Annotated in this window: 27 protein-coding genes and 1 pseudogene; 4 read left to right on the forward strand and 24 right to left on the reverse strand. The window is 38.9% G+C overall.

Features of this window, described 5'->3' with window-relative positions; translation table 11 throughout:
* Window positions 1-4 precede the first annotated feature (4 nt).
* The 8 genes from J0K78_RS03660 to J0K78_RS03695 form a co-directional block, all read right to left on the reverse strand.
* Window positions 5-712 (reverse strand): GDSL-type esterase/lipase family protein, encoded by a 708-nt coding sequence (locus J0K78_RS03660; RefSeq protein WP_206945436.1) that lies wholly within the window; start codon window positions 710-712, stop codon window positions 5-7.
* 398 nt (window positions 713-1,110) lie between these two features.
* Window positions 1,111-1,341, reverse strand: a complete 231-nt coding sequence (locus tag J0K78_RS03665) for a hypothetical protein (RefSeq protein ID WP_206945437.1) — start codon at window positions 1,339-1,341, stop codon at window positions 1,111-1,113.
* Window positions 1,342-1,818: 477 nt separating this feature from the next.
* Entirely contained in the window at window positions 1,819-2,190 is a 372-nt protein-coding gene (locus tag J0K78_RS03670; RefSeq protein ID WP_206945438.1) for a SecDF P1 head subdomain-containing protein, read from the reverse strand.
* 108 nt (window positions 2,191-2,298) lie between these two features.
* Window positions 2,299-2,502, reverse strand: coding sequence for a hypothetical protein (locus tag J0K78_RS03675; RefSeq protein ID WP_206945439.1), 204 nt, complete (start codon window positions 2,500-2,502; stop codon window positions 2,299-2,301).
* A gap of 443 nt (window positions 2,503-2,945) precedes the next feature.
* On the reverse strand, window positions 2,946-3,209 hold the full coding sequence (locus J0K78_RS03680) for a hypothetical protein (RefSeq protein WP_206945440.1): 264 nt from the start codon (window positions 3,207-3,209) through the stop codon (window positions 2,946-2,948).
* A 141-nt stretch (window positions 3,210-3,350) separates the two neighbouring features.
* The gene (locus J0K78_RS03685; RefSeq protein WP_206945441.1) at window positions 3,351-5,741 is read right to left on the reverse strand and encodes a M14 family zinc carboxypeptidase; all 2,391 of its coding nucleotides are present in this window, start codon (window positions 5,739-5,741) and stop codon (window positions 3,351-3,353) included.
* Window positions 5,742-6,425: 684 nt separating this feature from the next.
* Window positions 6,426-6,707, reverse strand: a complete 282-nt coding sequence (locus tag J0K78_RS03690) for a hypothetical protein (protein WP_206945442.1) — start codon at window positions 6,705-6,707, stop codon at window positions 6,426-6,428.
* 68 nt (window positions 6,708-6,775) lie between these two features.
* A complete protein-coding gene (locus J0K78_RS03695) occupies window positions 6,776-7,213 on the reverse strand; it encodes a GNAT family N-acetyltransferase (RefSeq protein ID WP_206945443.1) in 438 nt (145 codons plus the stop codon).
* A gap of 303 nt (window positions 7,214-7,516) precedes the next feature.
* Between J0K78_RS03695 and J0K78_RS03700 the strand changes: the two genes are divergently transcribed.
* Window positions 7,517-8,656, forward strand: coding sequence for a S8 family peptidase (locus J0K78_RS03700; protein WP_206945444.1), 1,140 nt, complete (start codon window positions 7,517-7,519; stop codon window positions 8,654-8,656).
* 176 nt (window positions 8,657-8,832) lie between these two features.
* Here J0K78_RS03700 and J0K78_RS03705 read toward each other — a convergent pair whose 3' ends face one another.
* From J0K78_RS03705 to J0K78_RS03720, 4 genes are all read right to left on the reverse strand, one after another.
* On the reverse strand, window positions 8,833-9,267 hold the full coding sequence (locus tag J0K78_RS03705; RefSeq protein WP_206945445.1) for a hypothetical protein: 435 nt from the start codon (window positions 9,265-9,267) through the stop codon (window positions 8,833-8,835).
* Between the two features lie 166 nt (window positions 9,268-9,433).
* Entirely contained in the window at window positions 9,434-10,555 is a 1,122-nt protein-coding gene (locus tag J0K78_RS03710) for a DUF2812 domain-containing protein (RefSeq protein ID WP_206945446.1), read from the reverse strand.
* Entirely contained in the window at window positions 10,552-10,875 is a 324-nt protein-coding gene (locus tag J0K78_RS03715) for a PadR family transcriptional regulator (RefSeq protein ID WP_206945447.1), read from the reverse strand. Before J0K78_RS03715 ends, J0K78_RS03710 begins: the two co-directional genes overlap by 4 nt.
* A 536-nt stretch (window positions 10,876-11,411) precedes the next feature.
* Window positions 11,412-11,819, reverse strand: coding sequence for an Lrp/AsnC family transcriptional regulator (locus J0K78_RS03720; RefSeq protein ID WP_206945448.1), 408 nt, complete (start codon window positions 11,817-11,819; stop codon window positions 11,412-11,414).
* 129 nt (window positions 11,820-11,948) lie between these two features.
* Between J0K78_RS03720 and J0K78_RS03725 the strand changes: the two genes are divergently transcribed.
* Window positions 11,949-12,710: an MBL fold metallo-hydrolase gene (locus tag J0K78_RS03725; protein ID WP_206945449.1), complete on the forward strand. Its 762-nt coding sequence runs from the start codon at window positions 11,949-11,951 to the stop codon at window positions 12,708-12,710.
* A gap of 232 nt (window positions 12,711-12,942) precedes the next feature.
* On the opposite strand, the gene J0K78_RS03730 is transcribed toward J0K78_RS03725, so the two are convergent.
* The 9 genes from J0K78_RS03730 to J0K78_RS03770 form a co-directional block, all read right to left on the reverse strand.
* Window positions 12,943-13,614: a 5'-methylthioadenosine/S-adenosylhomocysteine nucleosidase family protein gene (locus tag J0K78_RS03730; protein WP_206945450.1), complete on the reverse strand. Its 672-nt coding sequence runs from the start codon at window positions 13,612-13,614 to the stop codon at window positions 12,943-12,945.
* 119 nt (window positions 13,615-13,733) lie between these two features.
* Window positions 13,734-14,021, reverse strand: a complete 288-nt coding sequence (locus J0K78_RS03735) for a hypothetical protein (protein ID WP_242517684.1) — start codon at window positions 14,019-14,021, stop codon at window positions 13,734-13,736.
* Window positions 14,022-14,226: 205 nt separating this feature from the next.
* Window positions 14,227-14,418, reverse strand: coding sequence for a hypothetical protein (locus J0K78_RS03740; protein WP_206945451.1), 192 nt, complete (start codon window positions 14,416-14,418; stop codon window positions 14,227-14,229).
* 221 nt (window positions 14,419-14,639) lie between these two features.
* Window positions 14,640-15,257: a DUF4397 domain-containing protein gene (locus J0K78_RS03745; protein WP_242517685.1), complete on the reverse strand. Its 618-nt coding sequence runs from the start codon at window positions 15,255-15,257 to the stop codon at window positions 14,640-14,642.
* Between the two features lie 378 nt (window positions 15,258-15,635).
* Window positions 15,636-16,514 (reverse strand): AraC family transcriptional regulator, encoded by an 879-nt coding sequence (locus J0K78_RS03750; RefSeq protein ID WP_206945453.1) that lies wholly within the window; start codon window positions 16,512-16,514, stop codon window positions 15,636-15,638.
* A gap of 171 nt (window positions 16,515-16,685) precedes the next feature.
* A complete protein-coding gene (locus tag J0K78_RS03755; RefSeq protein ID WP_206945903.1) occupies window positions 16,686-17,228 on the reverse strand; it encodes a uridine kinase family protein in 543 nt (180 codons plus the stop codon).
* A 117-nt stretch (window positions 17,229-17,345) separates the two neighbouring features.
* Entirely contained in the window at window positions 17,346-17,903 is a 558-nt protein-coding gene (locus tag J0K78_RS03760) for a GNAT family N-acetyltransferase (protein WP_206945454.1), read from the reverse strand.
* Between the two features lie 493 nt (window positions 17,904-18,396).
* Entirely contained in the window at window positions 18,397-18,639 is a 243-nt protein-coding gene (locus J0K78_RS03765) for a hypothetical protein (protein ID WP_206945455.1), read from the reverse strand.
* A gap of 156 nt (window positions 18,640-18,795) precedes the next feature.
* Window positions 18,796-19,575, reverse strand: coding sequence for an alpha/beta fold hydrolase (locus tag J0K78_RS03770; protein WP_206945456.1), 780 nt, complete (start codon window positions 19,573-19,575; stop codon window positions 18,796-18,798).
* Window positions 19,576-19,954: 379 nt separating this feature from the next.
* Between J0K78_RS03770 and J0K78_RS03775 the strand changes: the two genes are divergently transcribed.
* Window positions 19,955-20,404: a DUF1569 domain-containing protein gene (locus J0K78_RS03775; protein ID WP_206945457.1), complete on the forward strand. Its 450-nt coding sequence runs from the start codon at window positions 19,955-19,957 to the stop codon at window positions 20,402-20,404.
* Window positions 20,405-20,588: 184 nt separating this feature from the next.
* On the opposite strand, the pseudogene J0K78_RS03780 reads toward J0K78_RS03775, so the two are convergent.
* The 3 genes and pseudogenes from J0K78_RS03780 to J0K78_RS03790 all read right to left on the reverse strand — a co-directional run.
* Window positions 20,589-21,101: pseudogene (locus J0K78_RS03780) on the reverse strand (penicillin-binding protein); the annotation flags it as partial.
* Window positions 21,102-21,509: 408 nt separating this feature from the next.
* Window positions 21,510-21,668 (reverse strand): hypothetical protein, encoded by a 159-nt coding sequence (locus J0K78_RS03785; protein ID WP_157130870.1) that lies wholly within the window; start codon window positions 21,666-21,668, stop codon window positions 21,510-21,512.
* A gap of 131 nt (window positions 21,669-21,799) precedes the next feature.
* Complete coding sequence (locus J0K78_RS03790; RefSeq protein ID WP_206945459.1) at window positions 21,800-21,997, reverse strand: hypothetical protein; 198 nt, start codon at window positions 21,995-21,997, stop codon at window positions 21,800-21,802.
* A 680-nt stretch (window positions 21,998-22,677) separates the two neighbouring features.
* On the opposite strand from J0K78_RS03790, the gene J0K78_RS03795 reads away from it, so the two are divergent.
* Window positions 22,678-22,833 (forward strand): hypothetical protein, encoded by a 156-nt coding sequence (locus J0K78_RS03795; RefSeq protein WP_206945460.1) that lies wholly within the window; start codon window positions 22,678-22,680, stop codon window positions 22,831-22,833.
* Window positions 22,834-24,087 lie beyond the last annotated feature (1,254 nt).

Below are 24,087 nucleotides of genomic sequence, written 5' to 3' on the forward strand. Positions count from 1 at the left end.
ATGCCTATTTGAAATCATAAGCTTTGATGATCCGCATCGTCAGCTTCTCATAACCTTGTTCATTCAAATGGACTTCGTCACTAAAATAACGCGAGGACTTCTCTTCATACAAGTCATTCGTCGGGATAAACGTGACATTCTCATATGAGCCAACGATCGACTCGCTTGTGTCGTTCCAGCCTTTAATGATTTGACCGATTTCAGGGTTGTCCGGATAAGGATTGTATAATCCGAGAAACAAAATCGGTGCCTCTGGATTTTCCTCACGGATTTGATCCAGTATCGTTTTGACATTCTTCTCATAATCCTTTTTCCCACTGGCGATTTTATCTTCATATAATGGAGAAAGATCCCCTCCATTACTTTTGATGATATCGTTCATTCCGATAAAGAATAGAATGTAATCCGCATGTTCAATCGACTTCATGACAGATGCCTCATTCATCTGACCGAGCATTCCATCACTTTGCTGGCCGGGAATAGCATAATTATCGACAGTGACCGGATCGTCATGATTTTTATCAAACCACTGCTGCAGGTTCTCGACATATCCATGGCCGCTCTCATCCCCCACTCCATAAGTCAAGGAATCGCCGAGCGCGACGATTTGTTCTTCCTGTTGATGGGACATGGATGATTGGAACCCGAACACTCCAAGACCTATGGCAACCAGGACAAGCAGTCCGATCCACCATTTCCGATGTTTTTTCATAAGCTGCACCTCCGAATACGCCCCTTTTTCCCCGGAGGCGTATGGACCAAACATCATTACGATAAATAGAACAAAAGCACGATGAATGGACACATGCTTTTCGGTCCAATCCTCGTGCTTTATAAGTCCAGGGTGTTGTTTAGTCTAGAAAATGATGATGTATGTGACTGAAAACAGGGGTTATTTTCTCCTCTTTTCCTTTAACACCTGTAAAGATGTCTTGAGAGAAGCATAGCCTACGACTGCTGCATTCCCATAAAAGATATCCCTATGAAAATCCCGGCAGATAACTTTTATAGATACTAAGCTATTTCCGTCCTGTCAGGCCATACCTGCTTATCCACTAGTAATCCTTTTAGACAGGATGGATTTATAGGTAAAATAGAGAAGACCCATTCCTACACTGAAAAGTACAGAGAGATTAATAATCCCCTCGCCATGCTCTTTTTTTTCGAAATGTAGACCTCTTCTCCTTTCGTTATCTCTTGTTCCGTATAAGCTTTCAGAAGATACCATCCTTCACCCACCTTTTCGCCTGGTTTTAAATCGATGAGATTTACCATCAATAGTAAACCGGAAAGTGCCATCAGAAATGACACGATGACTAGAATCGATACTTTTCGTATCATAATGAACCACTCCTTTTTCTTTCTAGTTGATGAATGGCTTTTAACATGTTCTTACCATCTTCAGAAAAGAAAGACGACAAATGGGGTAGGAAAAAAAAAGAAGTAAAAACCAGCAATTGGCTTTCCTGATAAAAGCCAATTCCAAGTAGGACCAGTCTCTTTCGTTTCTGGTAAATACTTCAAGGGGAAGTATTTTCATTAACATAGCAGCATGTACAAATCGAAAAAAGAGGAAAAATGACAAGAAAGCTACTCGGGAAAGTCCTTGCTGAAAACGACTTTGTTAACCATGTAATAGAACCGGACTTTCCCATCTTTCAAAGCTTCAACCTTCAAGATTTCTACCCGACATAATAAAATTCGGACAAACACGTCCCCGCTCCCGTTGTATGACTTAAAACCCAAGTAAACATCATTCCTTGAAAAATGGGAGGTCATATAGATGACCTCCCATTCCCTTCGAGCTTAAGACTATGACTATTGGTTAATGACACTCACAAATTGCTCCGCTTCTTCCTTCGTATAATCTCCAATGATCTGGATGGAATCATTATTGGTCACTTTTCGAATGATTGGAGACGCTATTTCCTTATCTCCTAAGTAGATATAAACCTGCTCATTCAAATACTGCTCCGTCATTTCTTCAGGCAGCTTACTATCTTTAAAGTCTACCTTAACTCGCAGGCGGTCAGAATCTTCCTGAATACTTGCTTTTTCAAAATCCGCTGATGTCACTAGGACGTTTTTTTCCTCATCCTTAATGGAAACCTCATTATACTCATGATTGACCTCTTGTTGACAACCAATGAGTAAAAAAAGCGCGGCAAAAGCTGACAAGATTAACCTCATTCTACCCCTCCCTTCTTTGTGGAATAGCTCGGAATAATCGTTTCTTTTACGTATGTTTGGGTATAGTTTTAAATGTCCTCAGAATATTTTTTCAGACATCCGCTTTCCTCAACCATGAACGTCTTTTCTAAAGAAATTGGACAAGATGATTAGCAGTAACCCCATGATGATCATTGGAATGGATGCTGCCTCCAGTAAAGGTGGTGTGCCTTCCATTCCCACCCACTCACTAAAGGCCAATCCAAAAGCAAACGTCCATATACCTATGTAAACAAACCATTTTCCTGTCTTGGTTTTTCCCCGGGATATCATGACACCTTCTCCTCTCGAAGTCCATTCAAAAGAAATCACTACTTTAATCCTATCAAAGAATTATCCAAATGGAAATTAATCCCACGAAAAAGCAAAACTGTCTCTCAAGCGATTCTGCTAATATCATTTGAAAAGGCCGCCATTCTAATAAAATAACTGCCCCTTCACAAGCTAAATGTACGTTTCATCTTTTAGAAGAGGTCCTACCGCCTACGTATTCCATTAATGAACAACGAACGTAAAAAAGGCTGATTATTTGATAAATAATCAGCCTTTATGGAGATACCTGTTCTATTCCTTTCCTTGCAAAAACCTAAGCGAATCTGTAAGGAAGGTCGGAACCTCGTCCATATCTTAGGTGAAAAATGAAAGATGATCATTTTCTGCCATTTACATCAAACAAAGAAACGCGCAAAAGAAAAAATTACACGCGCCACCGTCCCTTATTGATACAATCCACGAATCTGGTTTAAGTCTTCTATAAATTGACTAGACTCTTCCTGACTTAAACGTACAAGCATCTGCTCATTCAACGTAAGGACCTGACCATCTTTTTCATCTATATGGTTCATCAAATAGTCATAGACGCTATCCAATTGGTCTTTATTAAGAGTGGATTGAGTCGTAAAGTGCTTCACTTGATTCAATACAAATTCGTCGTTAATAGGATCAAATTCTCCCTGAATGATTTTACCGTTAACATCCACGCTACCAACTCCTTTATGGAGATAGTTTATTCCAATCGGCATAATATAAACCCTGTGTCAAAAAGGCCACCACCGTGCTTCAACCAAAAAAGACCACCTTCCGTCATCTGGTGGACGGAAGGTGGTGAATATAACGAATGGCTATTTGTTATAAATCGCATTGGAGAACAGGCGGAATAAGTAATCCGTGTGATCACGGAAGCCTGCTTCAAGTCCAATAAGCGTTACATCCTGGTCCTTTTCTTTAACGATGACCGGCTGCCCTTGCGCATTCGCTCGGTCTTCCCAATGTCCCGCTATAAAGAAGTTACTACTGTCCTTAAAAGTGGCATAGACCTCTGTTTCTTCCACATCTGTATACCAAACAGGACGATAGACGAAACCATAATCGGTTTCTCCATAACCAGAAGTCAGGGAACCAGAATCGTAATTCACTTGGACGATTCCATTACTATTGTAGCCACCTTTATGAACGGTGGCATCCGTCAGCCCCAATTGTTTCGTGGCGTCGGAAGCACCAGCTCCAACGGCAATATATTTTCCGCCCTCATCTACAAAGGAGTCGATCTTTTCTTTAAAAGCCTGATACTGAGCCTCAGTTTCGAGCCCGAATTCAGCGTTCGGACTCCAATTGTTATAGGAAATCAAGCTAGATGTGCCACTGTAGAAAAAGACATCGGTATCCCCTAGTCCTTGTTCTGCCAATTCTCTTGGTGTCATTTCCTGAACTTCAAATCCTAATCGCTCCAAAGCTAAAAGAGTGCCTGCATGGGATTGAGCTTTGTTCATACCACCGTCTTTAAGAATCGTTACTTTTTGAGAAGTTAATGGTTCACCATCAACAGTCTCGCTCGTTTTGACGGTAATACCGGACGCTTCCACAATTTTTCTCAATTCAGGCGACTTGTCGGCATCCACAAAGAATTGCTCCCCATCCATAGTCACTTCAAACCCGTTCTCCACCAAGGTATTCACAAGATGAACCGCTTTTACAGAAGAGTTAGGAATCACATAGGGACCGTTTCCGGCCAGTTCCCCATCCGCTTTTACTTTCTTCACGTTGTTCGTCTTCACATCAAGGGAGCTGTCCGCTTCTACTGCTTCAAAACCCCATAATTCTGGTAAATTCCAGGCTGAGATATCATACATGGATGGTGTGATGTCGGTAATATCTTCTCCATCCCACAGCATCGTGTTCGCAAGTCCAGCTTTCGCCTGACTCATGTCTACGATATACGTTCCAGCCGGGTACGAAACACCGTCATATTCAAATGCTTTCTTCGCCTCAGAAACATCGATGTCATTGAACATCAAATGTTCAACGGCTTTTTCAGTTGCCGTCGGGTCTGTTTCATCTGCGGGTAAAATGTACGCTTCCGGGAAGAATCCTTCCGTATGATAAGGGTGATCAAATTGGATGCCACGTTTGAATACTTCAATTTGGTCTTTGATCATTTGTTCTTTGTTATCATTGGAAAATTCGAGAGCTCCCATAACCGCATCATAATGCCATTGGACCCCGTCCCAATCATTCGTTGGTGCTTCAAGCGTATACCCATAAGCCCCGTGGTACATCGCATACATCGGTGTGAATATCGGTGGATAATCATCCCATCCTGCCTCATCATCCCGTTGGGGAATATATGTACCTGTCATCGATTGATAATCGACGCCTGATGTATTCGTATTTTCATAGTCTGTACGGTTGTCTACAATGCTTCCCTCCATGGCTTCTGCCTGATCAAGGGCCCACTTCGAGAATAGATCATATTCGTAGTTCGGATTGTGAGGTGGTGTACAAGGCTCGATTAAACCTGGATGATCTGGTCCGCCATAGCCTCTCACATACCCATGCAAATCAAGGAACACCATCGGATTCCACTCTTTGATCAAATCCACGGTATGTTTGGTTTCTGCCTGCGACTGTGTAATGAAATCCCGGTTCAGGTCAATGCCATTGCTGTTAAAGCGTGTCGCATCGATCCGGCCATCAGGATTCGCTACCACATTAAAAATAAGGATATGATTCTCAAGCAGTTCCTTCGTTTGCTGGTCATCAGCTGTCGCAAAACGCTCAATCAACTGCAGCGCAGCATCTGACCCCACAAACTCGGTCCCATGAATAGACGCATTAATCATCACCGGCACCTTGAAGTCAGGGTGTTTTTCAAGGAATGCCTGTGCTTTTTCAGGGTTCTTGAACATCTTCTGTCGCAAAGATTTTTGATACCCATATTTCCCTTTGGCCGTTGGATCGGAGATGGTTACCGTATAAAGATCGTGTCCACCGGAAGATTTCGCCGAACTTTCCACTGTGATCCGGTTGCTTTGTTTAGCGATTTCCTGTAGTTTGTCGTCGACCTTCGAGTACTTCAGGAAATCATAGTTTTCGCTGTTAAAAAGACTGCCATCTTCCTCCTGCAATGTTTCATTCACATTGACATTGTGCCATTTCGGTGCCTCGGCTGCGGCCGTAAGAGGCGCTGCAAGCATCGTAATGGCTGCCATACCAGTCATGACTGTTTTTTTCATTCTTTACCCCCTAGTCTAAAAGATATAATTACTAGTTTATACCATTAGTAACAGAAACTGTATGAATAGATTCTACTGTTTAAATGGAGTTCTTTAGTACTACGTTAATTCATTAAAGTTCCATCCTATCCTTGCTGCCTGTCCTGTCTTTCATCTAAAAAAAGCCTGCTGAGAAACGTAAGCGTTCTCGGCAAGCTTTTATTGAGATTCATTATCCTTTTTTCTGAATGGGTTGGGCTGGTATTGTTGAAGCATGGTTTACCCAAACACGCATAACTATTCTAAAAAGACCTCCAAAAACGTGATGACGTAATAACCAAAGAAGAAGTTCACTACCTGAACGATTAAGAAGACAACCAGTATAATAATAAAATTCCGTATGGTTGATTGTCTTAATTGCAGGTAATATCCTATCCCCCATATTATGTATATAAGTGTAAGATGTAAGTGTTCAGCCGTGTAGGGATCCTTTTGAGGAACGAAATGCAACCCAAAGAACGCGAAAAAACCTAACACTAGTAATCCAGCAAGTAATAGAATATTTGTTATATGAATGGCTGCTCTGATAATTACACCTCATTGCAAGTTAATAGTCCTAACATTCCATTTATCATTAATACCTACGTTTGAGTACCCTCTTGATTTTTAAATAAGGATGCTAACTCCTCATTGAGATCGATCTTATTATGGTTGTTTAAAGCCGAATACAGCTACAAATATCAAAAAGGATGAAAGGCATATGCCAATAAGATTGAATACAACCAGACTTACTTTCACCCTTCCTTTTATTCCAAATAAACCAGCGGCTAATCCCAGGACTCCAAATATTAAAGGTAAAAAAATACTGATATTTAAAACAGCTGTAAATATGTCATTACCCCATCGGGTTAGACCAGCTAATAAAGGAAACACAGTTAATATAAACAAAAGTGCCGAACTAATGGAAAGAGACTTCATCGACATCATGCCACCTCCCCTCCTTAGTAAAAGTCCTTTAAGAAAACGAGTCTGTTATCATTTCCACTTCTTTCCTTCTACCCTAATTCTTTATACATAATCACATGAGGTCCAATGGGAGGATAATCAAAAACATCTCCATAAGGTTGAAAACCCAACTTTTCATAATAGAGCTGGACGGAAGTTCTTCCTTTACACCAAAGGAGGTCAGCGTTGAGATTTTTCAATTCACTCTCAGCGAAATGGACAACTTCTCTTCCCGCTCCCCTACCTCTGCATTCTTCTGCAGTTGCCATAGCTCTTAACCTGTATTGAATAGAGCTTTGAAATTCAGGGTGTGATTCTAAATAGAAAGAAGCCACACTAACTAGTTCCTTTTTTATAAACGCACCCATATGAAATGTATCATCGTCATGATCTGTATCATATTGACATGCTTCGAATGGTTGATGAGGTCTCAGTATTTTGTGACGAAGTTTATACGTTTGTTCTGCTTTTATTTTTTGTACTCTCAACTTGATTGCCCCCCCAATGCCAGTAGAGATTTATATAGTGAGATGGTCGATGAGAGAGTTTCCTTGATGATAAAGAAAAGTCCCCTTTTTGAAAGACTCTGTTACGAGTCATACATGATTCTTTAACTACAACACTTTCCGTCCTGTTGAGTAAACTTGCCCAAGTTGCCCCTTCAACACCCCTTTAAGGGGCTGTTTTCACATCCATATTTCCCAAACATCCGTCCTCCCATCCGTGTTATCATAATATTTATACTATTCAGAATATAATCCAATCTGAATAGAAATCAAAGGAGGAATACGATGCGTAAACACATGTGGAGAGTAGCCGGGATTATGTTAGTGTTTGCTTTAGCTTTAGTCTTTTCATTCAATAACATAGCCCAAGCTTCGGTTGAAAAAGCGTCGGAGCAAAAGGCACAGGTCGAAGAATACTTAATTGGTTTTAAATCAAAAGTGAACCAAAATGCTGTCAAAGGCTTGGGAGGAAAAGTACTTCATGAATATAAATATATGAATGTCGTACATGCCAAGCTGCCGGAACAAGCAGTAAAAGCTTTATCCAACAACCCTAATGTCGCCTATGTTGAAAAAGATCATACGGCACAGGCCACAAGTCAGACGACGCCCTATGGAATCTCCCAAATTAATGCAGATGATGTACAAGCTCAAGGAACGACTGGGAATGGTGTTAAGGTAGCGATCCTGGACTCTGGGATCGATGGCGCACATGAAGACTTGAACGTAGCTGGCGGAGAGAGCTTTGTCAGTGGTGAACCGAACGCCTTAGTGGATGGAAATGGTCACGGCACCCACGTAGCTGGCACGGTTGCAGGCGTCAATAACACACTAGGTGTGCTTGGTGTAGCACCATCCACTGAGCTTTACGCTGTTAAAGTATTAAGCAGTGAAGGCAGCGGTTCTTACAGTGGAATTGCTCAAGGAATTGAATGGGCCATCAGCAATGACATGGACATTATCAACATGAGCCTTGGAGGAAGCCGTGGATCGGCCACTCTGGAACAAGCGGTAAACAATGCTGATGCTCAAGGCGTATTAGTCGTAGCTGCTGCTGGTAATGAAGGGTCTAAAGGGAAGAAAAACACCATCGGTTATCCTGCGAAATATACAGCGGCTATGGCTGTTGGTGCCGTAGACAGTGCTAACAATAGAGCTTCATTCTCAAGTGTCGGGGAAGAACTTGAAGTGATGGCTCCTGGTGTGGATATTTTGAGTTCTGTCCCAGGTAATAATTACGACCGCTACAATGGTACTTCCATGGCAAGCCCGCATGTCGCAGGGGCAGCTGCTTTAATACTAGCAGATGATCCTACATTGACGAATGATCAGATTCGTCAAACATTGATTGACACAGCTGTTCCACTTGGTGATTCCTTCTATTATGGAAACGGAGTGATTGACGTACAGGCGGCTGTTCAGTAAAAAAGAAATTTGGATACAAGTATAACCCTATTTTTCCAGACTTCTAACTAAGGAAAAAGCGTAGGAAACCAGATTTTCAAATCTTGGTTTCCTACGCTTTTCTTTTGCAGTGTTTATGGTTTTAACCAGTTCCATTCGTATTGGAAACATCTATACTAGCAAAAGTCCAACTTACCTTATACGAGACTGAAATTCATGAAAATCAGAAGCCCCAGATTCAAGAGTATTAAGGGATACTTTTTCCAACCAGGAACCAAAAGAGCACTTAATAAACCCAAGAACGGCGCCGCAAACAGGCCAATGAACATTCCCATTGCGATTATTCCTGAAATGGAATAGAAATACATCACATATATTCGGATCCCGAGCCACAATAACACAAAGACAAAAGCAAAAAAGAGCGAAATCCTCAAGAAAACAGCGTCCTTCTTTTCAATCAATGAATCTGCTACGCAGCCATAATATTCTTCTTCTTCTGAATAGGATCGGTTCCCCACAAAAGCATGAAGCAGCCGCTCAATGGTTTTATTTTCAGGCTTGACCGCACCCTGTTCAAAATTCTTATTCATTACACCGGAATCTATAAGTTTCTTTTCTACGCGTTTTAACATGTTTCGTACGTTTTCTCTTCTATTTATTAGGAGGTTCATTCTCAAATAAAAAATGAGAAGATATAAATAAAACGAAGCGTATAATTTTTTAAAGATGTCTAAAATCCTCTCTATTCTTTAAGTTCTCATTTTATGTATTCAAAGGATTAGAGATATAATGTACCTTTCACTGTATGCTCTTCCTTACTCGCCAATAATACAAAAAGGACCGAACAGAAAAATAACCGAATTCGACGACGACGATCGTTTGCACCACTACCATCCAAAAGGTAGAGTCCAAAATGCCTCCCTGAAGAATCGTATGGATATTCGTCGTGATTAATCCTATATATAAAATCGTCAATGGCAGGAAAATGCCTCCCTGCCATATAGTCACACGCTTGGCATGCTTTAACTTGTGATGGGGGTCACTGTACAGCTGGGGTTTATCCTCTTCACTCGTATACGTTTTCGCCCATAACGTCCAAGACATGAACGTAGAGGTAGAGTGGAACAATTGACGCCACCCTCGGTCGCTGTGCATATAGAAATAGTCCGATTCAATCGATTTTTGAAAATCAGCTGCATAACTTACCATTCTTGGTTCTCCTTCACTGAATGAAAACCGAATCCCCCATCTGCTTACCTTCTCCAAGTGATATCCTTTTTGTTCCATACGCTCCAACCAATTTTCTAAACGGTCAGGAGCAAACACCCAGGCTAACCGCCATTTTGTGAATGTAATAGGTTTTGAGTTCTCTTCAGTAGAAAATGAAGGGTCCACTTTAAGTTTCTTCAATCCTTTATGTAACTTCAGTGTCGAGTAAGGAACCAGCGTCCAAAGTGTCAATCCTACGGTAATGGTTATGGCCCAATATGGACTGGGAACGAACGTCGCAGATCCCCCACCTAAAAATACGGAGAGTGTCAGGATTCCAACCAAACCAGCGGAAAGGAGCATATAAATGAAAACCGCCAGGAATATATAGTAATGAACTTTGTTCCTAGAAGCCACATGATCCCTTGAGGGCTCCCTGTTCGCAGCGCCTTCATGGCGAATCATTCTCCAACGACCTTCTTTCGTAATCGATTCCCATCCTGACTCTTCTAAAGCCTGCGGGAAGTGATCCACCTTCTCATAATGAAGTCTAAATGTATAACTTTTAGGATCATCTTCTTCAAAATGGAACTTTCTTGACCAACGATTGAAGCCGCTCAGAACTAACCCTTCACTCGCTTTCTTCTCAAGCCATTGTTCCGTTTTAATCGGGTCGTAACTCCAAAATGGTCGAAAGATTGATGTAGTCATAAAAAATCCTCCCTATAACGAACCGCATTATTGTAAAGTTCATTCAGTCTTTCTATCTCTATTCTCATGATCCTTTTACCGTCTTCTGTAACTTCATATACTTTTTTCCGCTCACCATCCGCGTACTTGACGATCAAACCATCTCGTTGCATCTTCGTCAATGTGCCATAAACAGTACCCGAACCTAAACTGATTCTTCCATTTGTCAGGTTCTCAACATGTTTGATGATGCCGTAACCGTGGCGGGGTTCCGTTAATGCAAGCAAGATGTAGAAAGCCGTTTCGGTCATAGGTATGTATGTTTTTTCTGGCTTTCTCATTCATTCAGCCCCTTTTCCCATTTTTAAGTATGTCACACTATGACTATATCACACTGTGACATAAAGTGCGGGAATTTAAAACAAAATTTTTCTAAATTTAGTGAAACAAGGAAATTTCAAATAATAGCAAAAAAAGAGAACCCTCCATTGTTCTAGAGGGTCATCCTTTTATCACGGGCTTAATGAAGTAATGACCCGTTACCATAATAATGTCATATATTTTTGTATCTCACACTATACCTCATATGTATTTTTCTTACGATTTGGTAATCATCGTAACGAGATGCATTTACGGATAGTCCATCTACAGCTACCGCCCCTCCTTAATGTTCGCTCTAACTCTAGTGACCTTTTCCAGTTATGAGAAAAGAGAACAGAGGCCCGTGCCATGTTTGCGTTTAAATGATTTGACTCTGTAGATGCTAGTGTTAATTTTTTCAGTATAAAAAAGCTGAACTTCCGTTTCCATTGAATTTCAGCTTTTTTTATGAACGCTCCCACCCGTTAGTATACGTATATTTTTTCACACGGATTTTTCATTTAATAACTAACGATAATTTATAGCTCACAAGATTACTTATGGCTGTTAAAAATTTATCCAAAGCCTCGTTGGATGGAAATCTGCATTCGAGAAGGTAACAACTTTCCCCACTGACTTTGTAATTGTTTACGACGTACCGATCTTGTTTTTTTACATATGACAGGTAAGGTTGGTGATTTGGATTCTCGGTATAGATATGAATGATCGCGTGCACAGGATATCCCATTTTCGCTTGATTCATTTTAATCGTATAACCCTCAATAACTCCACTCTCTTCCAACTTAAGCACTCTTGCTGATGCAGCTGGTCCTGTTAAGTGGACTTTCTCGCCTAAATCCTTCATTGTCATCCGACTGTTCTTGGAAAGTTCATCTAAGATAAGAAAATCCGTTCGATCTAACATGTCCTTAACTCCTTTCAAAAATAAAGTCAAACGTCCAAAAGACTTTATTAAATCTATATATCCATTATGGGTCCTATTATAGAATATACATTGAACCTACTCATTTAAAAAGAAAAGGAGAAATCAGATATGAATATCCACCAGATCAGAAATGCGACAATCGTGGTTGAATACGCTGGAAAAAAGTTTTTAATAGATCCAATGCTTGCAGAGCAAGGGACTTATCCACCTTTCCCCAACGCACCACGACAAGATCAGAACAATCCTTTGGTAAGTTTACCAACATCCATCGATCGTATAATTCAAGATGTTGATGCGGTGATCGTCACTCACCTGCATGCCGATCACTGGGATGATTCTGCTAAAAAAGCATTGCCAAAGGACATTAAAATATTCTCCCAGAATGAAGAAGATGCGACTGAAATTCAAAACGATGGATTCCAAAATGTAGAGGTTTTACATGAAGATACTGTGTTTGAAGGTATTCAATTGATCAAAACCAAAGGCCAACATGGAAGAGGCGAAATCTTGAAAATGACCGGTCTTGTTTGTGGTATTGTCTTCAAACATTCCTCGGAGAAAACCCTATATGTTGCTGGAGATACGGTTTGGTATGAGGAAGTTCAAACGACTATAGAAACACATGAACCTGAAATTATTGTAGTGAATGCTGGAGATAATCAATTCTATGAAGGAGGTTCTTTGGTCATGGGTAAAGATGATGTCCATGAAGTGTACAAGGCTGCTCCTAGCTCAAAAATTATTGCTGTCCATATGGAAGCTGTCAATCACTGGACATTATCAAGAGAGGAATTAAAGAGTTTTTCTAATGAAAAAGGTTTCTCCTCGAATCTTCTAGTTCCAGATGATGGAGAGGCATACTCATTCTAATAGTGAAACAGACAGAAATAGGCTTTTCTGTCTGTTTTTTGCATCCACATTTCCTTTACCATTCTTCAAATAAACTGCTCTCTCTGTTAGTACATGTTTTCTTCTTTATACTGAAACTGGAACCAACCCTTCTTCCACACTTGAAGTGGATTTTCCTCCATCGACCGTTTTAGCATAAGTACATTTTTTCATAAGCTTGCTATTGAACGTTGAACAAAGGAAGCTCCATTTTTCAAAAAAACCTCTTTAAATATTCGCCAAATATTTTGTTCATAACTTTTGGAGTGTTTTCTATATAAATATTCATTTGTTCACTATTGGTCTCGAATCTATCAGAGTTACTTTCTTCTGTTGGAAAATCAGATATTCCTTTAATAATAATGCACTCAACATCATTCTTCTTACAGATATAAGCAATGGCACCTGCTTCTGTATCAGCTATGATTATACCGTTCTCTTTAAGTTCTAAATAGTCCTTCCACATGACTACTGCTTTATCAGCAGTGCCAATGGTTCCGGCATGAAAATCATTTCCATATTTGGATAGATCGATGTCGACGATGAAGGATTGTTTAATAAAAGGCTCGACCTCCTTTACCGTGCAGTCATATTGAACGGCTTTATCTGGTACAAAAATATCCAGGTTACTGAACTTATCATCTATTCCCGCACATGTTCCAGCGACAATGACTTTAGTTAGATCAAATTTAGAAATCATAAACTGATTCCCACCAACACCATTCACTTTTCTTACACCGGTACTATAAAAAACAAGATCAGTATCATTCATTGTCTTCATAAAATACTCACCATAAGGATAACCGAACCGTTCATTATCTTTTATACTAAAGTATTCCAGTGTAGCTTCAAATTCCCACTTCGTCGCTATACTTATTCCTATCATGTCCATTCCCCCTCCCATTTTGAATTAAAGTTTTTATAAAACACCGGCCTCTTGCCATTTCATAATTATGTAGGTTTTTTAAAGCTAACCTCACTTTACAGGCAGTCCTGGAATGAAGGTTATGTAGCTAGATTAAATCCAAAATGTATTCCTACCGGGATTGAAGCCCATGTGATAAGAATAGATATAAACAAATAGATTCCAGGGACTTTACTCCTGTAAATAAGCAATCCAAGTAAACACCCCAGAGCCCATATAGGTAATATTACAAAAAACTCCGGGGCCACCCACGTCTTGTCGGTATAGTTCTCTGCTATTGTGCCACCAGCAAAAAAAGTGGATATAAGAATCGCAATGAAGCCGCTGAAAATCGTGTTAAGAACATAGGCAACCTTTATTTTCTTCAAAATACCTCCCCCTTTATATCTAAGTTCTCTATGCACTGACCTTTAGATGGACGTATGGATAGTGAAAAATAATACTCTTTTTCAAAGGATAAGATTGTCCGTAAAGATAGTGATTGGAACATAACACAGCGCATCTGAAAAACCCTTAAGCGTACATTTCTCTGATGAAAACACCCAGTATAGACAAAAAAACTCTTCCTTGTCTCTATAGTTGATTGTTTTCAGCATTTGTTAAACTATTCTTCCTCTTTGTTGATAATAGGTGAACGACAACAGCAATAAGCAGTAAAAAACTTAAATTAATTAATCGGTAAATTAAAGCAACTCCATCAAATATATCTAGTACACCGTGAATCAATACAGTAAATAAAATGAAATACATGACTATGTTTTTCATTTACTCCCTCCTTTTTAATTGGCAGACATGTATGTAGCAAATTCGTGTAACCATGAAAATATACCTATTGCGTTGAACTCTATTAATATAACCGTACCACATCATCCATATTTTGTAATTCATATAATCTGGGAACCTCATGTAAGATCACTACGAGTAAAATATGGTGAAGATAGTAAATGATTTCAAACGAAAAAACAGGCATAGTCTATGCCTGTTTTTTAAGGTTGCAGAAACATAGCTTCCAGCGGTGGTTGACCACCAGCTAAACCTAACGCTGCAGCTGTATATATCTGATTCGGGCTTACACTTACTCCAGGAACTTCTAATGCCTTCTGATTGGTTCCTGCCACGCGGACTTCCAAATCGACAGTGGTTGGCGGCAGAGTCAAATAGCGGGTAGCCTTTCCAAATGGAATGTTTCTAAAGAGAACGTCTCCTCCTTTGACGGCAATGTCAACAGCAGGTGCATTCGGGGATAAATGCCAGAAACGAACCTTAGCTTTACCATTAGACACTGCGTTATTATCCATGACTGCTATCAGTTGGAGGTTGTTTAGTCTTCCAGCAGCGGCAACGGTATACATGTTCCCTCCCTCAACGCCGACGTTCTGCGAAAGTACGGGCTGATTGGTGTTCCCAGCTGGATAAATATCGATTTTATACTGTCCTTCTGGAACTTCTAAATAGTCGCTTTGCTGCTTATAAGAAACGTTTTCCAAGACCTTCTGACCATTCACATACACATCAACAGCTGGTGCATCTGGAGAAGCGTGGAGAACTCTCACTTTTGCAGGTGAGCCGGTCATTCCCATCATCTGATCACTTCGCTCACTCATCAACCACTGCTGCATACATTGCAGATGCATGTGGTAATAGTGCACATGTTGTTGGCGAGCATATCATATTTAGCAGCCTGCCATGCCAACATATCCGGATTTCCATATTGGTTCATCATACCCACCCCTTTCAAAGATTCCCCATTTAAAGCTTATTCACCTGTTAGAAGAGAAGAACTAAAAACACTTCTTCCCTAATGGAGAAAGGGGGGTTGTTATATAGTCTTCCTAAATATGTGTTTTATTAAGTTTGATTGTCGCTCCTCCTACAAAAAGAAACTTCCAATTGACTAAACATTAATAAGAGGGCGATTCCTTCATTGTAGAATTGCACCTAATAGATGAATAGTTGATTTAAAGATATCAGTAAATAAATTTTCAATTATTATTCTTTATAACTGGAATCCAAATCTCACTTTTTACAGAAGGAGACGTTAAATCTTTACTTTTAATCGACAAGATTTCAGGTCCTTCTGTTACTTGATAGGTGGAAGATGGAAACCACTCTGAATAAATCTTTCCCCATGTTTCTTGTAAAGTATCAGGAAATGTCCCTATTGATTCGAAGATCGCCCAGGTTAATTCAGGTACTTCAAGTTTAGTAAAGTCTTCGGGGCATTCTTGGGTAGTTGCTACTCCTATATATTGATCAAGCTCCCCTTTTTCTTCCATGCGTCCTTCTGAAAAATTACTAGATGCTTGAATCATCCCATCAGGATCAACATTTGAAAGTTTTTTCAATCGTTCTATCTTATCCTGAGTCAAGGATTTCCACATCGCAGCTATTTCCGGATTTTCCCCTTCAAAAACAATTGGTACTCGTTTCATCATACCAACAATGGTAAATGCTTCTTTTTGTTCGATTCGATAGTTCATTTCACTTCCTCCTCTAATGGATAATTGGAAGGTCATAAATGGATAGGCTTTTAATTGCTTACCTTTGTTTCTTGCTTCTGTTGGTGTGACACCATGGAAATTGATAAACGCTCTAGTAAAGGAGTCCGGGGAGTTGTATCCATATTTCATCGCAACATCAATTACTTTCACATGACTATTTTGAAGCTCAAATGCTGCTAAACTAAGTCGTCTACGGCGTATATATTCTGATAGCGTAATTCCTGCAAGAAAAGAAAACATTCGTTTAAAATGATATTCGGAGCAATAAGCCAAACTTGCGACGATTTTGTAGTCTATTTCGTTCGTAAGGTTTTCATCGATATATTTCATTGCAGTATTCATGTCCTTGAGCAAATCCATTCCTATGACCTCCTTTCACCAATAGAATAACAGGAGTAAAATCTAGTCATCCGACATTTCGTGCACCATTTTGCAGGATTCCTTTCTATTTCTGTTACGTCTTTTTTTAAAGTAGGTATGTTCCCAGATTCTTAACGTTCCTTGATTTTTGATATGTTTGCGGATGGATCTTCACTTAGTACCATGAAAAATGAAATCTGCTCTTTCAAATGGTTTTTGTTCTTCCATATATAGATCTTCTGAAATCATCCAGTTATTTTCCCACATGTCCCGCGCCTCTTCCCCATCTCTTTCAAGACCTCGTGATAGTCTTGTTTCTCTTGGACAATCCACCCATATTGTAATATCGTATTTATTTGCTAATTCGTTACGAATTGAATAAACACCTTCGATTATGACGGTTCCTCCTACAGGAACCGTCTGCCACCCCGCTAATTCGTCAGCTTCCCAATCATAACTTTGGTAGTATCCTTCTTGATTTTGACTAATTGGTTCGAGAACTTGGTTTAAGATACGTTTCCAGTCAAAGTCTGCACCTATAGGCTTTTGCTTTGGGTCTGCTTTCATAAGTTGTGAGGAGGGTAAATAGAAATCATCCATATGTACAACCGTTACATTAGAGCATTTTTCTTTAAACTCTTTTGCGAAAGTGCTTTTTCCAGAGCCACCACAACCATCTATTCCAATTAATAAGGTTGATTGTTTTCTTGGCATTGAATAAATTAACCTAACAAGTTCTTCGAAATTGTGAAATTCACCTTTTTTAGTTTGTCCACGCACTCTTATTTACCACCTTAATGTATTCGTTCTTCTAATAAACTCTTTATAGGATCAATACTCACTTTCCAATATGGAATACACTTCTGTATCTCTAAACTCGCCTTTTATAAATTCATTCTTTCTTAAGGTGCCTTCATAGTTCATGCCTAACTTTTTCATTACCTTTTGAGAACCGAAGTTATCTGTATCGCACCTACCCTCGATTCTGTTAAGGTGTAGTTCGTTAAAACCATAGCGAACAAGTTCCTGAAGTGCCTCCGTAGCAATTCCTTTTCCCCAATACTCTTCCGATAAAAAGTACCCCAATTCTACGCACTTATGTTTATTACTCCAATCAATAAAAGCTGCCACCCCAATTACTCGGCCTGTTTCATTCCATTCAATGGCCCATTCACCAGATTCACCTCTTCCGTATCCTTTAATTACCATATTCAGAAACTCTTTGGTTACATCTCTTGACTCATTTACTTCCCAAGTCATTGGCCGTGCTACGTTAGGGTTAGAACAGAAACTAAACACATCTTTTAAATCTGTAAAAGCCACCTTCCTTAGTGTTAATCGATCAGTACTAAACTCAGGCATGTCTCTTAAATATGTTTCAATTGCCATACGAATACACTCCATACATTCATTAATTTTTTCAAAAATAAATATTATGACATCATATCGCTATCTTACATAATTTTCAATACTTTTCGTGTACTCATTCTCCTTCTGTTTTCATAAAAAGAAGGCGATTCCTCTTATTGAAGAATCCCCCCCTTTAGTGGATCATACTATTCAAATTAGTTGCTAAATGTTTAAAAAGCAATGATATTTATTGCTAAATAGTCCTATTAGTTATCGGTATATTCTTGCTAATATAGAAGGCAATTATAGTAGTAATCTACCTTTTCCGGTACTGGATCTCGGTAGTTATCTTTCCCCTATTTAATTACTATTGACGCCCATTCAAAATGGGAAAGCCTAACGCGTGTTTTTCCAAATGGACAGAAGTGACCAATTGCTTCGCATAGGTCCACATTCAATATCATCCATTTCTTTTGGAAACATTTACATTCATTTACTTCTGAGCTGCAGTAACCCTTTTCACCTATTCCTTCTATTGAGATGGATGCGAAATTCCGCGCCAATAAATAGACCACGAAGCCTCTAGCCTTCTCTCTAAACGACGAGGACCTCCGTACAACATATCCACGTAAAGACTATCCAGCAGGGCCAGATAAGCGGAAGCAATCTGCTTTTTTCCAACCTCAGCAGCCACTTCTTCTTTTTCTTGGCCGGATGCTATAACAGGAAGCAATAATTCCTCTGCCCTGTCCAGGTAATCATAGGTTAGGCCCATGATCTGGTCAGTCAGGTGAACTGGCGGGTAAAAAAGCCTTCTCATTAAAGAAAGCTGAAAAATTGTTTGAGACTTTAATGATTCCTATATAGTCTAGCAACACAATTCCACCCACTCTTTTCAATAATCTTTTATAATGTAGTTGTTAAAACATTATTACTTGAGAAAGCTCGAAAGTATTGGCAGCAATTTTTTTCCGTTAACCATATGGTCTTGCTTTGCAAGTTGTACAAACTTTGCGTTTGGAATTGCCTGTGTTAGTTGGAGACCAACATCATTTATTGAGGCCGGGCTTTTTTCGCCAACGATTATTTGCATAGGTATGGAAATTTGAGTAGCTCGTTCAACGGGTGGCTTTTCTTGAGTTAGAGTAATATCATAGGTAAGGGTTGGAGCTAGAGCTTTCGTTGTTCTCCAGCCAGGAAATAACGGCAACAATAAAACAAATACTTTGGGCATCCCAATCCCTTTTAAAAAAGTAAGCATTGCTTCAGAATTTTTCTCGTTATCGAGAAGTTTGTGTATTTTTTGGCTTAGTTGTTTGTATTCGGCTTTTTCTTTCTCGTCACGTACATATGGCGCATCATAAAGAGTTACTTTTTGCACTTTGTTGCCAAGTCGAAGTGCTGCCTCAAGTGCGATCACAGCACCAGAAGAATGACCATACAAATGTGCCTTGCCACCTGCCGCATCAATCATAGCTTCGACATCTTCGATTTCACGTTCTATAGTGTAAGGCAGTGTGTTACCACTATCGCCGCGTCCACGGCGGTCGTAATTGTAAACAGTGAATTCAGTGGCAAATATTTTGGCATCTCGCACTATAGGCTTAAATGAGCGATGGCAGCTTGCTCCCGTTATGTAAATGAGAGCTGGACCATTACCGTAGACATCGTACGCCAAGGTTGTGCCGTCTTTTGATTGGGTTGTTTTCATAGATCACCTTTCCCCTCAAAATTTTCCCCACCTACATCAGCCAACGATTCAATCAATATACTGCAACTACATACATTTAAGTACATAAACATTAATTTCTACATCACCAGAAAATTTCCTTCTTTAATTCAATAAAGTTGGTTCTTGGAAGGCAATCAGACCATAATCATTAACTTAACTACTCTGTTATCAAAATAGAGATCGTCACTATGCAGCTATCGCCCCATTTTATGGAAGACTTATATCCTTGATAGCTTGAAGCAGATTTTAAACTAAAGCACTCGTTAGTTGAAAGGATTAAATAACGTTGGTATTGAATTATATATTAAATGATGAAGAGCAACTTTTGGTTAAAATAAAAAACTAAAGGAGTTCTCTTATGAATAATATTTTTGAAATCACGTATACAGATGAGTTATTAAATCGTATCGAAAACTTAAGTGTAGATTCACAACCAAAATGGGGGAAAATGGATGTCTCTCAAATGTTAGCCCATTGCTCAGCTTTCCAAGACATCGCAATGGGATACTCTTTCCCCCCAAGAGGTTGGTTAGGGTTATTAGTAGGTAGATTTGCAAAACCCATCTTTTATAATGACAAACCTTTAGACCACAACATGTCGACTATTCCAACCATTTTAATTAAAAGTAAAAAAGATTTTAATATTGAACGAGAAAAACTGAAACAAAAAATAATCATATTTCAAAAGAATGGACCAAAAGCTTGTACAGATCATCCACATCCTTTTTTCGGAAAACTTACTTCCGATCAATGGGGAAAAGGAATCTACAAACATCTTGACCACCATTTAAAACAATTTGGTGTTTAGTAACAGGAGATTAAATACACAGCAGCATCTTAAGTTAGTAAAGTAGCTTAATGACCTTATATTCCTTGTGCTTATGTAATAAAGAGCTAAGGCTCTATTGAACAATCGCCCCGTTAGTTGAAGACTTGATTTCGAGATATATTCGTTATTTATCACTTATATTTCGTATTCTAACTAAACTTGTTTACAAGCTACCCTCACCAATAAAAGTATCAGATACTATGTTGCTAAATTCTTTCAGATAATAAAGATAGTTTTCATTCCCGTAGTTATATCTCTTATTGTACATTTTAGCAACTACAACATTGTATTTTGGAATAACTAACAAAGTTGGCCCCGTGATTCCTAAAATTTGAAAAGAATCACTTGGTACTCGATCACCTAGTTCGCTCAATTGTCTTGGAATGCCCTGGACAAACCAAAACAATCCGTTACATGCAAACTCCTTTGTAAGAATTTTGGGTGTATGTATGCTAATGGCTAGTCCAATTACTTCTTTAGGGACAATTTGTTTGCCCTTCATTTCCCCTTTATTTAGGAAGAGGTTCCCCCAAAGAGCAAATTCACGAGCAGAAACAAACAGGTTGGATTCCATTCCATCTTCAGTAGATCCTGTCGTGTCTTCTCCACTCTTCTTAGGATCAATAATTACTTTTACTAACTCAGCACTGTCTTTAGATTCCCACCATGTTTCCTTTAACCCCATTGACCTCCGTGTGTTAGGAGACTTTGGCATTCGCAGGATTAGAGGTAGTGCTGTCAACTATAGTGCCGTTTTCTTTTAATGTGATGCCTCCCTTACGAAATTCCCAAGACTATCTACATTGTAATCAACGGGGCCAACTTCTTTCACATCTTCACCCTTGTTTTTTAGTACTAACTCTTGGGTTTCATAGTCATCACTGGTTTGATTTACTTTTAAGTCAGCACTCCTATTTCGTCTTTCCAGAGTAATTAAGAGTTTGCATGCTACAAGAAGCAAGGAGTGCAATACCACCAACAACTTTCTGTCCATATAATATCCTTTCTTATATTTACCAATAGCATCCTTGATCTAATAAGAAAGGTACGCATGAAAAAGCACCCCGTTATGGGATGCCATAATTTAGTAAAGTTGTTTGCTTAAGGCTTCAATCTGCTCACACGTTTGTTGCATCTTTTCATTGACCCACGCAGGATACGTTTCTTCATCCCCGCTCTTAATTTTTGAAAGGGTTTCCAAGTAAACAATAAGATAATCAAGCTTTGATGATGGGTGCTGCATTCCATCACCTCCCTCCTATCGAACTAATTCGACAGAAAGAACATATTCCCTTTATAATAGGCTCTGTTAAAGTTTAATGTTGATATTCATAGAAAAACAGAACTCCCATAAAAAAGGAAGTTCTGTTTGGCTTATGGTAAGGCATCTTCAGGGTTATTTACATAGCTTACACCATCAATAATACCTGCTGCAATGAGTGAAAGAGCCAAACCGATGAAAATCAACCGAATGATTTTGTACGATAATTTTTCAGATTTAAATTCTCTAATTCCTTGTAAAGGGAAAAATAAGATACAGAACCCGAATAATAGTGTGAAAATAAAAATCATAAAAATAATCCTCTCCCTACTAATATGGCTACTACTCCTTACGAAAAGCCCCTGCTATTTGTTTCGGAGTGTACTGAATTAAAAAATATTATTTTTAATGACAGTAATTATCGTAACAGAATACTGTAAGCCTCTTTTGCCTTAAGGAAGGTTCATTGATGTACACAACAAGAATGTTGAAATCTGTACTCGCCCTAGGGATGACCACAAAACCATGGTTGGAGGTTTGGTATATATATGACACAGATTCATGCTTCTACGACCCTACTTCTTGTGAGGTCCTGTGAAATCGAGTAATTCACTGTAGACCCTTCGCTCAACATACATTTATAAAAGTCCTATTATTGAATACTCCGTGTCTAGGAAAAAATATCAACAACAAACTTTAACAGAGCCTTATAATAAAATACGCAAAGGTGAATTCTCATATATGCATGCCAATAAATCGAGTCAAACTTAGAGCGATGAGTATGGAATGCTGGAAAATAGTGCCTGAATGTGGCAGTTTCAAGTATTTCATAGGAATAGCCAACTTCAGGACAATTCGGTAGATCCATCTAAGACTTGGTGAATTCCTCTTTGAATGTCATTTAAGAGATTCTTTTGTACTTAAAACTTAGTTTATTATGTTCTCACTAAGGGAAAGCGCCTCCTATGTCCTAACTTTAGGAGAGCAAAAGATGTCATATGACGAAAAGCTACTTTTTCAAAGAGAATTAGCCATACTTGGGAGATTATACTGCGATTCACCTATTTCTGAATGTCAAAAAACAATGGTAAATAACCAAATTGATTTATATAAAAGAGCATTAGAAGAGATCAGTAAAACAACTTGATCTACGGAGCTGTTTTAAAGTGAGGGTAACCCCACTTTTTTTGTTGTACATATCGATGTATAAACTTCCCCACTAATCTATTCTTAAATCATAACTAAGAATCTATCATTTTATCTTAGTTTTCAAAAAGTACCTGAAAATTCATAAAATCACAGGTGGAATCTTCTTCATCTGTAAAAGTTGGATTAGAGTTCAAACTGAAATTTCGGGAAGCTGGTAACATTGGAAATATCATTACTGATTAACCACTCCGATATACGTATAGTCCTAGTCACAATATTGGAGAAGTTAGTCCAGGGATGATGCTTGCCTATTAGAGTTGGGCACAAAACGCCAACTTGTGGAATAGTTTGCATAATGATGGACGAATTCCAGAAGCCTTAAATGGTCTTTCTAAAGGTACTTCCTATAGTTGGAGTGAATACCAGTTCTCTAGGGGATATTGACTCTGTTCGCACCAAACCAAGCATCTGATTATGCTTATGAGGTTAATAATGGGAATGGTTGAACCATCTATTAATCATTCAGATAAAAAAATCCGTATCCGTTAAATAATCATTTTTTTCTTCTATTAATAAATTGGATGCAGTGTTATGGTTAGATAGTGTCGAGGACTTAGTTGAGTGTCATCTGGAAAGTATTTTAACGTGGTCCCCTTAGGCCAGGAGGCTAAATTTGAACGATTCTTCCTATGATAAACTTAATAATGAAATGTTAATTAGTTTTTATCATTTTTTACTGACCAATATATATTCGGGGAATTTATCTAAAGACATGTTAAACGAAACTTCACTATTAGAAATAACTGCGAAAAGACGCGGTATTTATCTAACTTATTTCAAGAAGGTTGTCCATCCCAAAAATCCTTTTAAAATTTTAATTCTTATTCGACATATCGATTAAAAATGATAACGCTTCTCTTTTTTCTCTACTAAAAACAGTTAATTGTGTTTTTTGTTAAAGTAGAGAATTAGCAGGTCACTGCTTGTGTGTTATCTTACTGCCCACACTTTTCCCGCACCTTCTTCGAAAAATAATGTTGTTTATAAAAAATTCCTAGTGCGAATAAGATAGAGTATTTAGAGATCAAAGTAGAAGGTTGGTATAAAGAGATATGATGCTTAAAATCATTCCATCGTATATACTGAGCTCTTAACGGTTCACCATTATAGCTCCGAATCGCCCATAGTAAAGAGCCCCCTGCGAATATCCCTACACCAAACATTATGCTAATTAAGAACTGTCCTCCAAATT

Source organism: Halobacillus sp. GSS1, assembly GCF_017307035.1.
Classification (GTDB): Bacteria; Bacillota; Bacilli; order Bacillales; family Halobacillaceae; genus Halobacillus; species Halobacillus litoralis.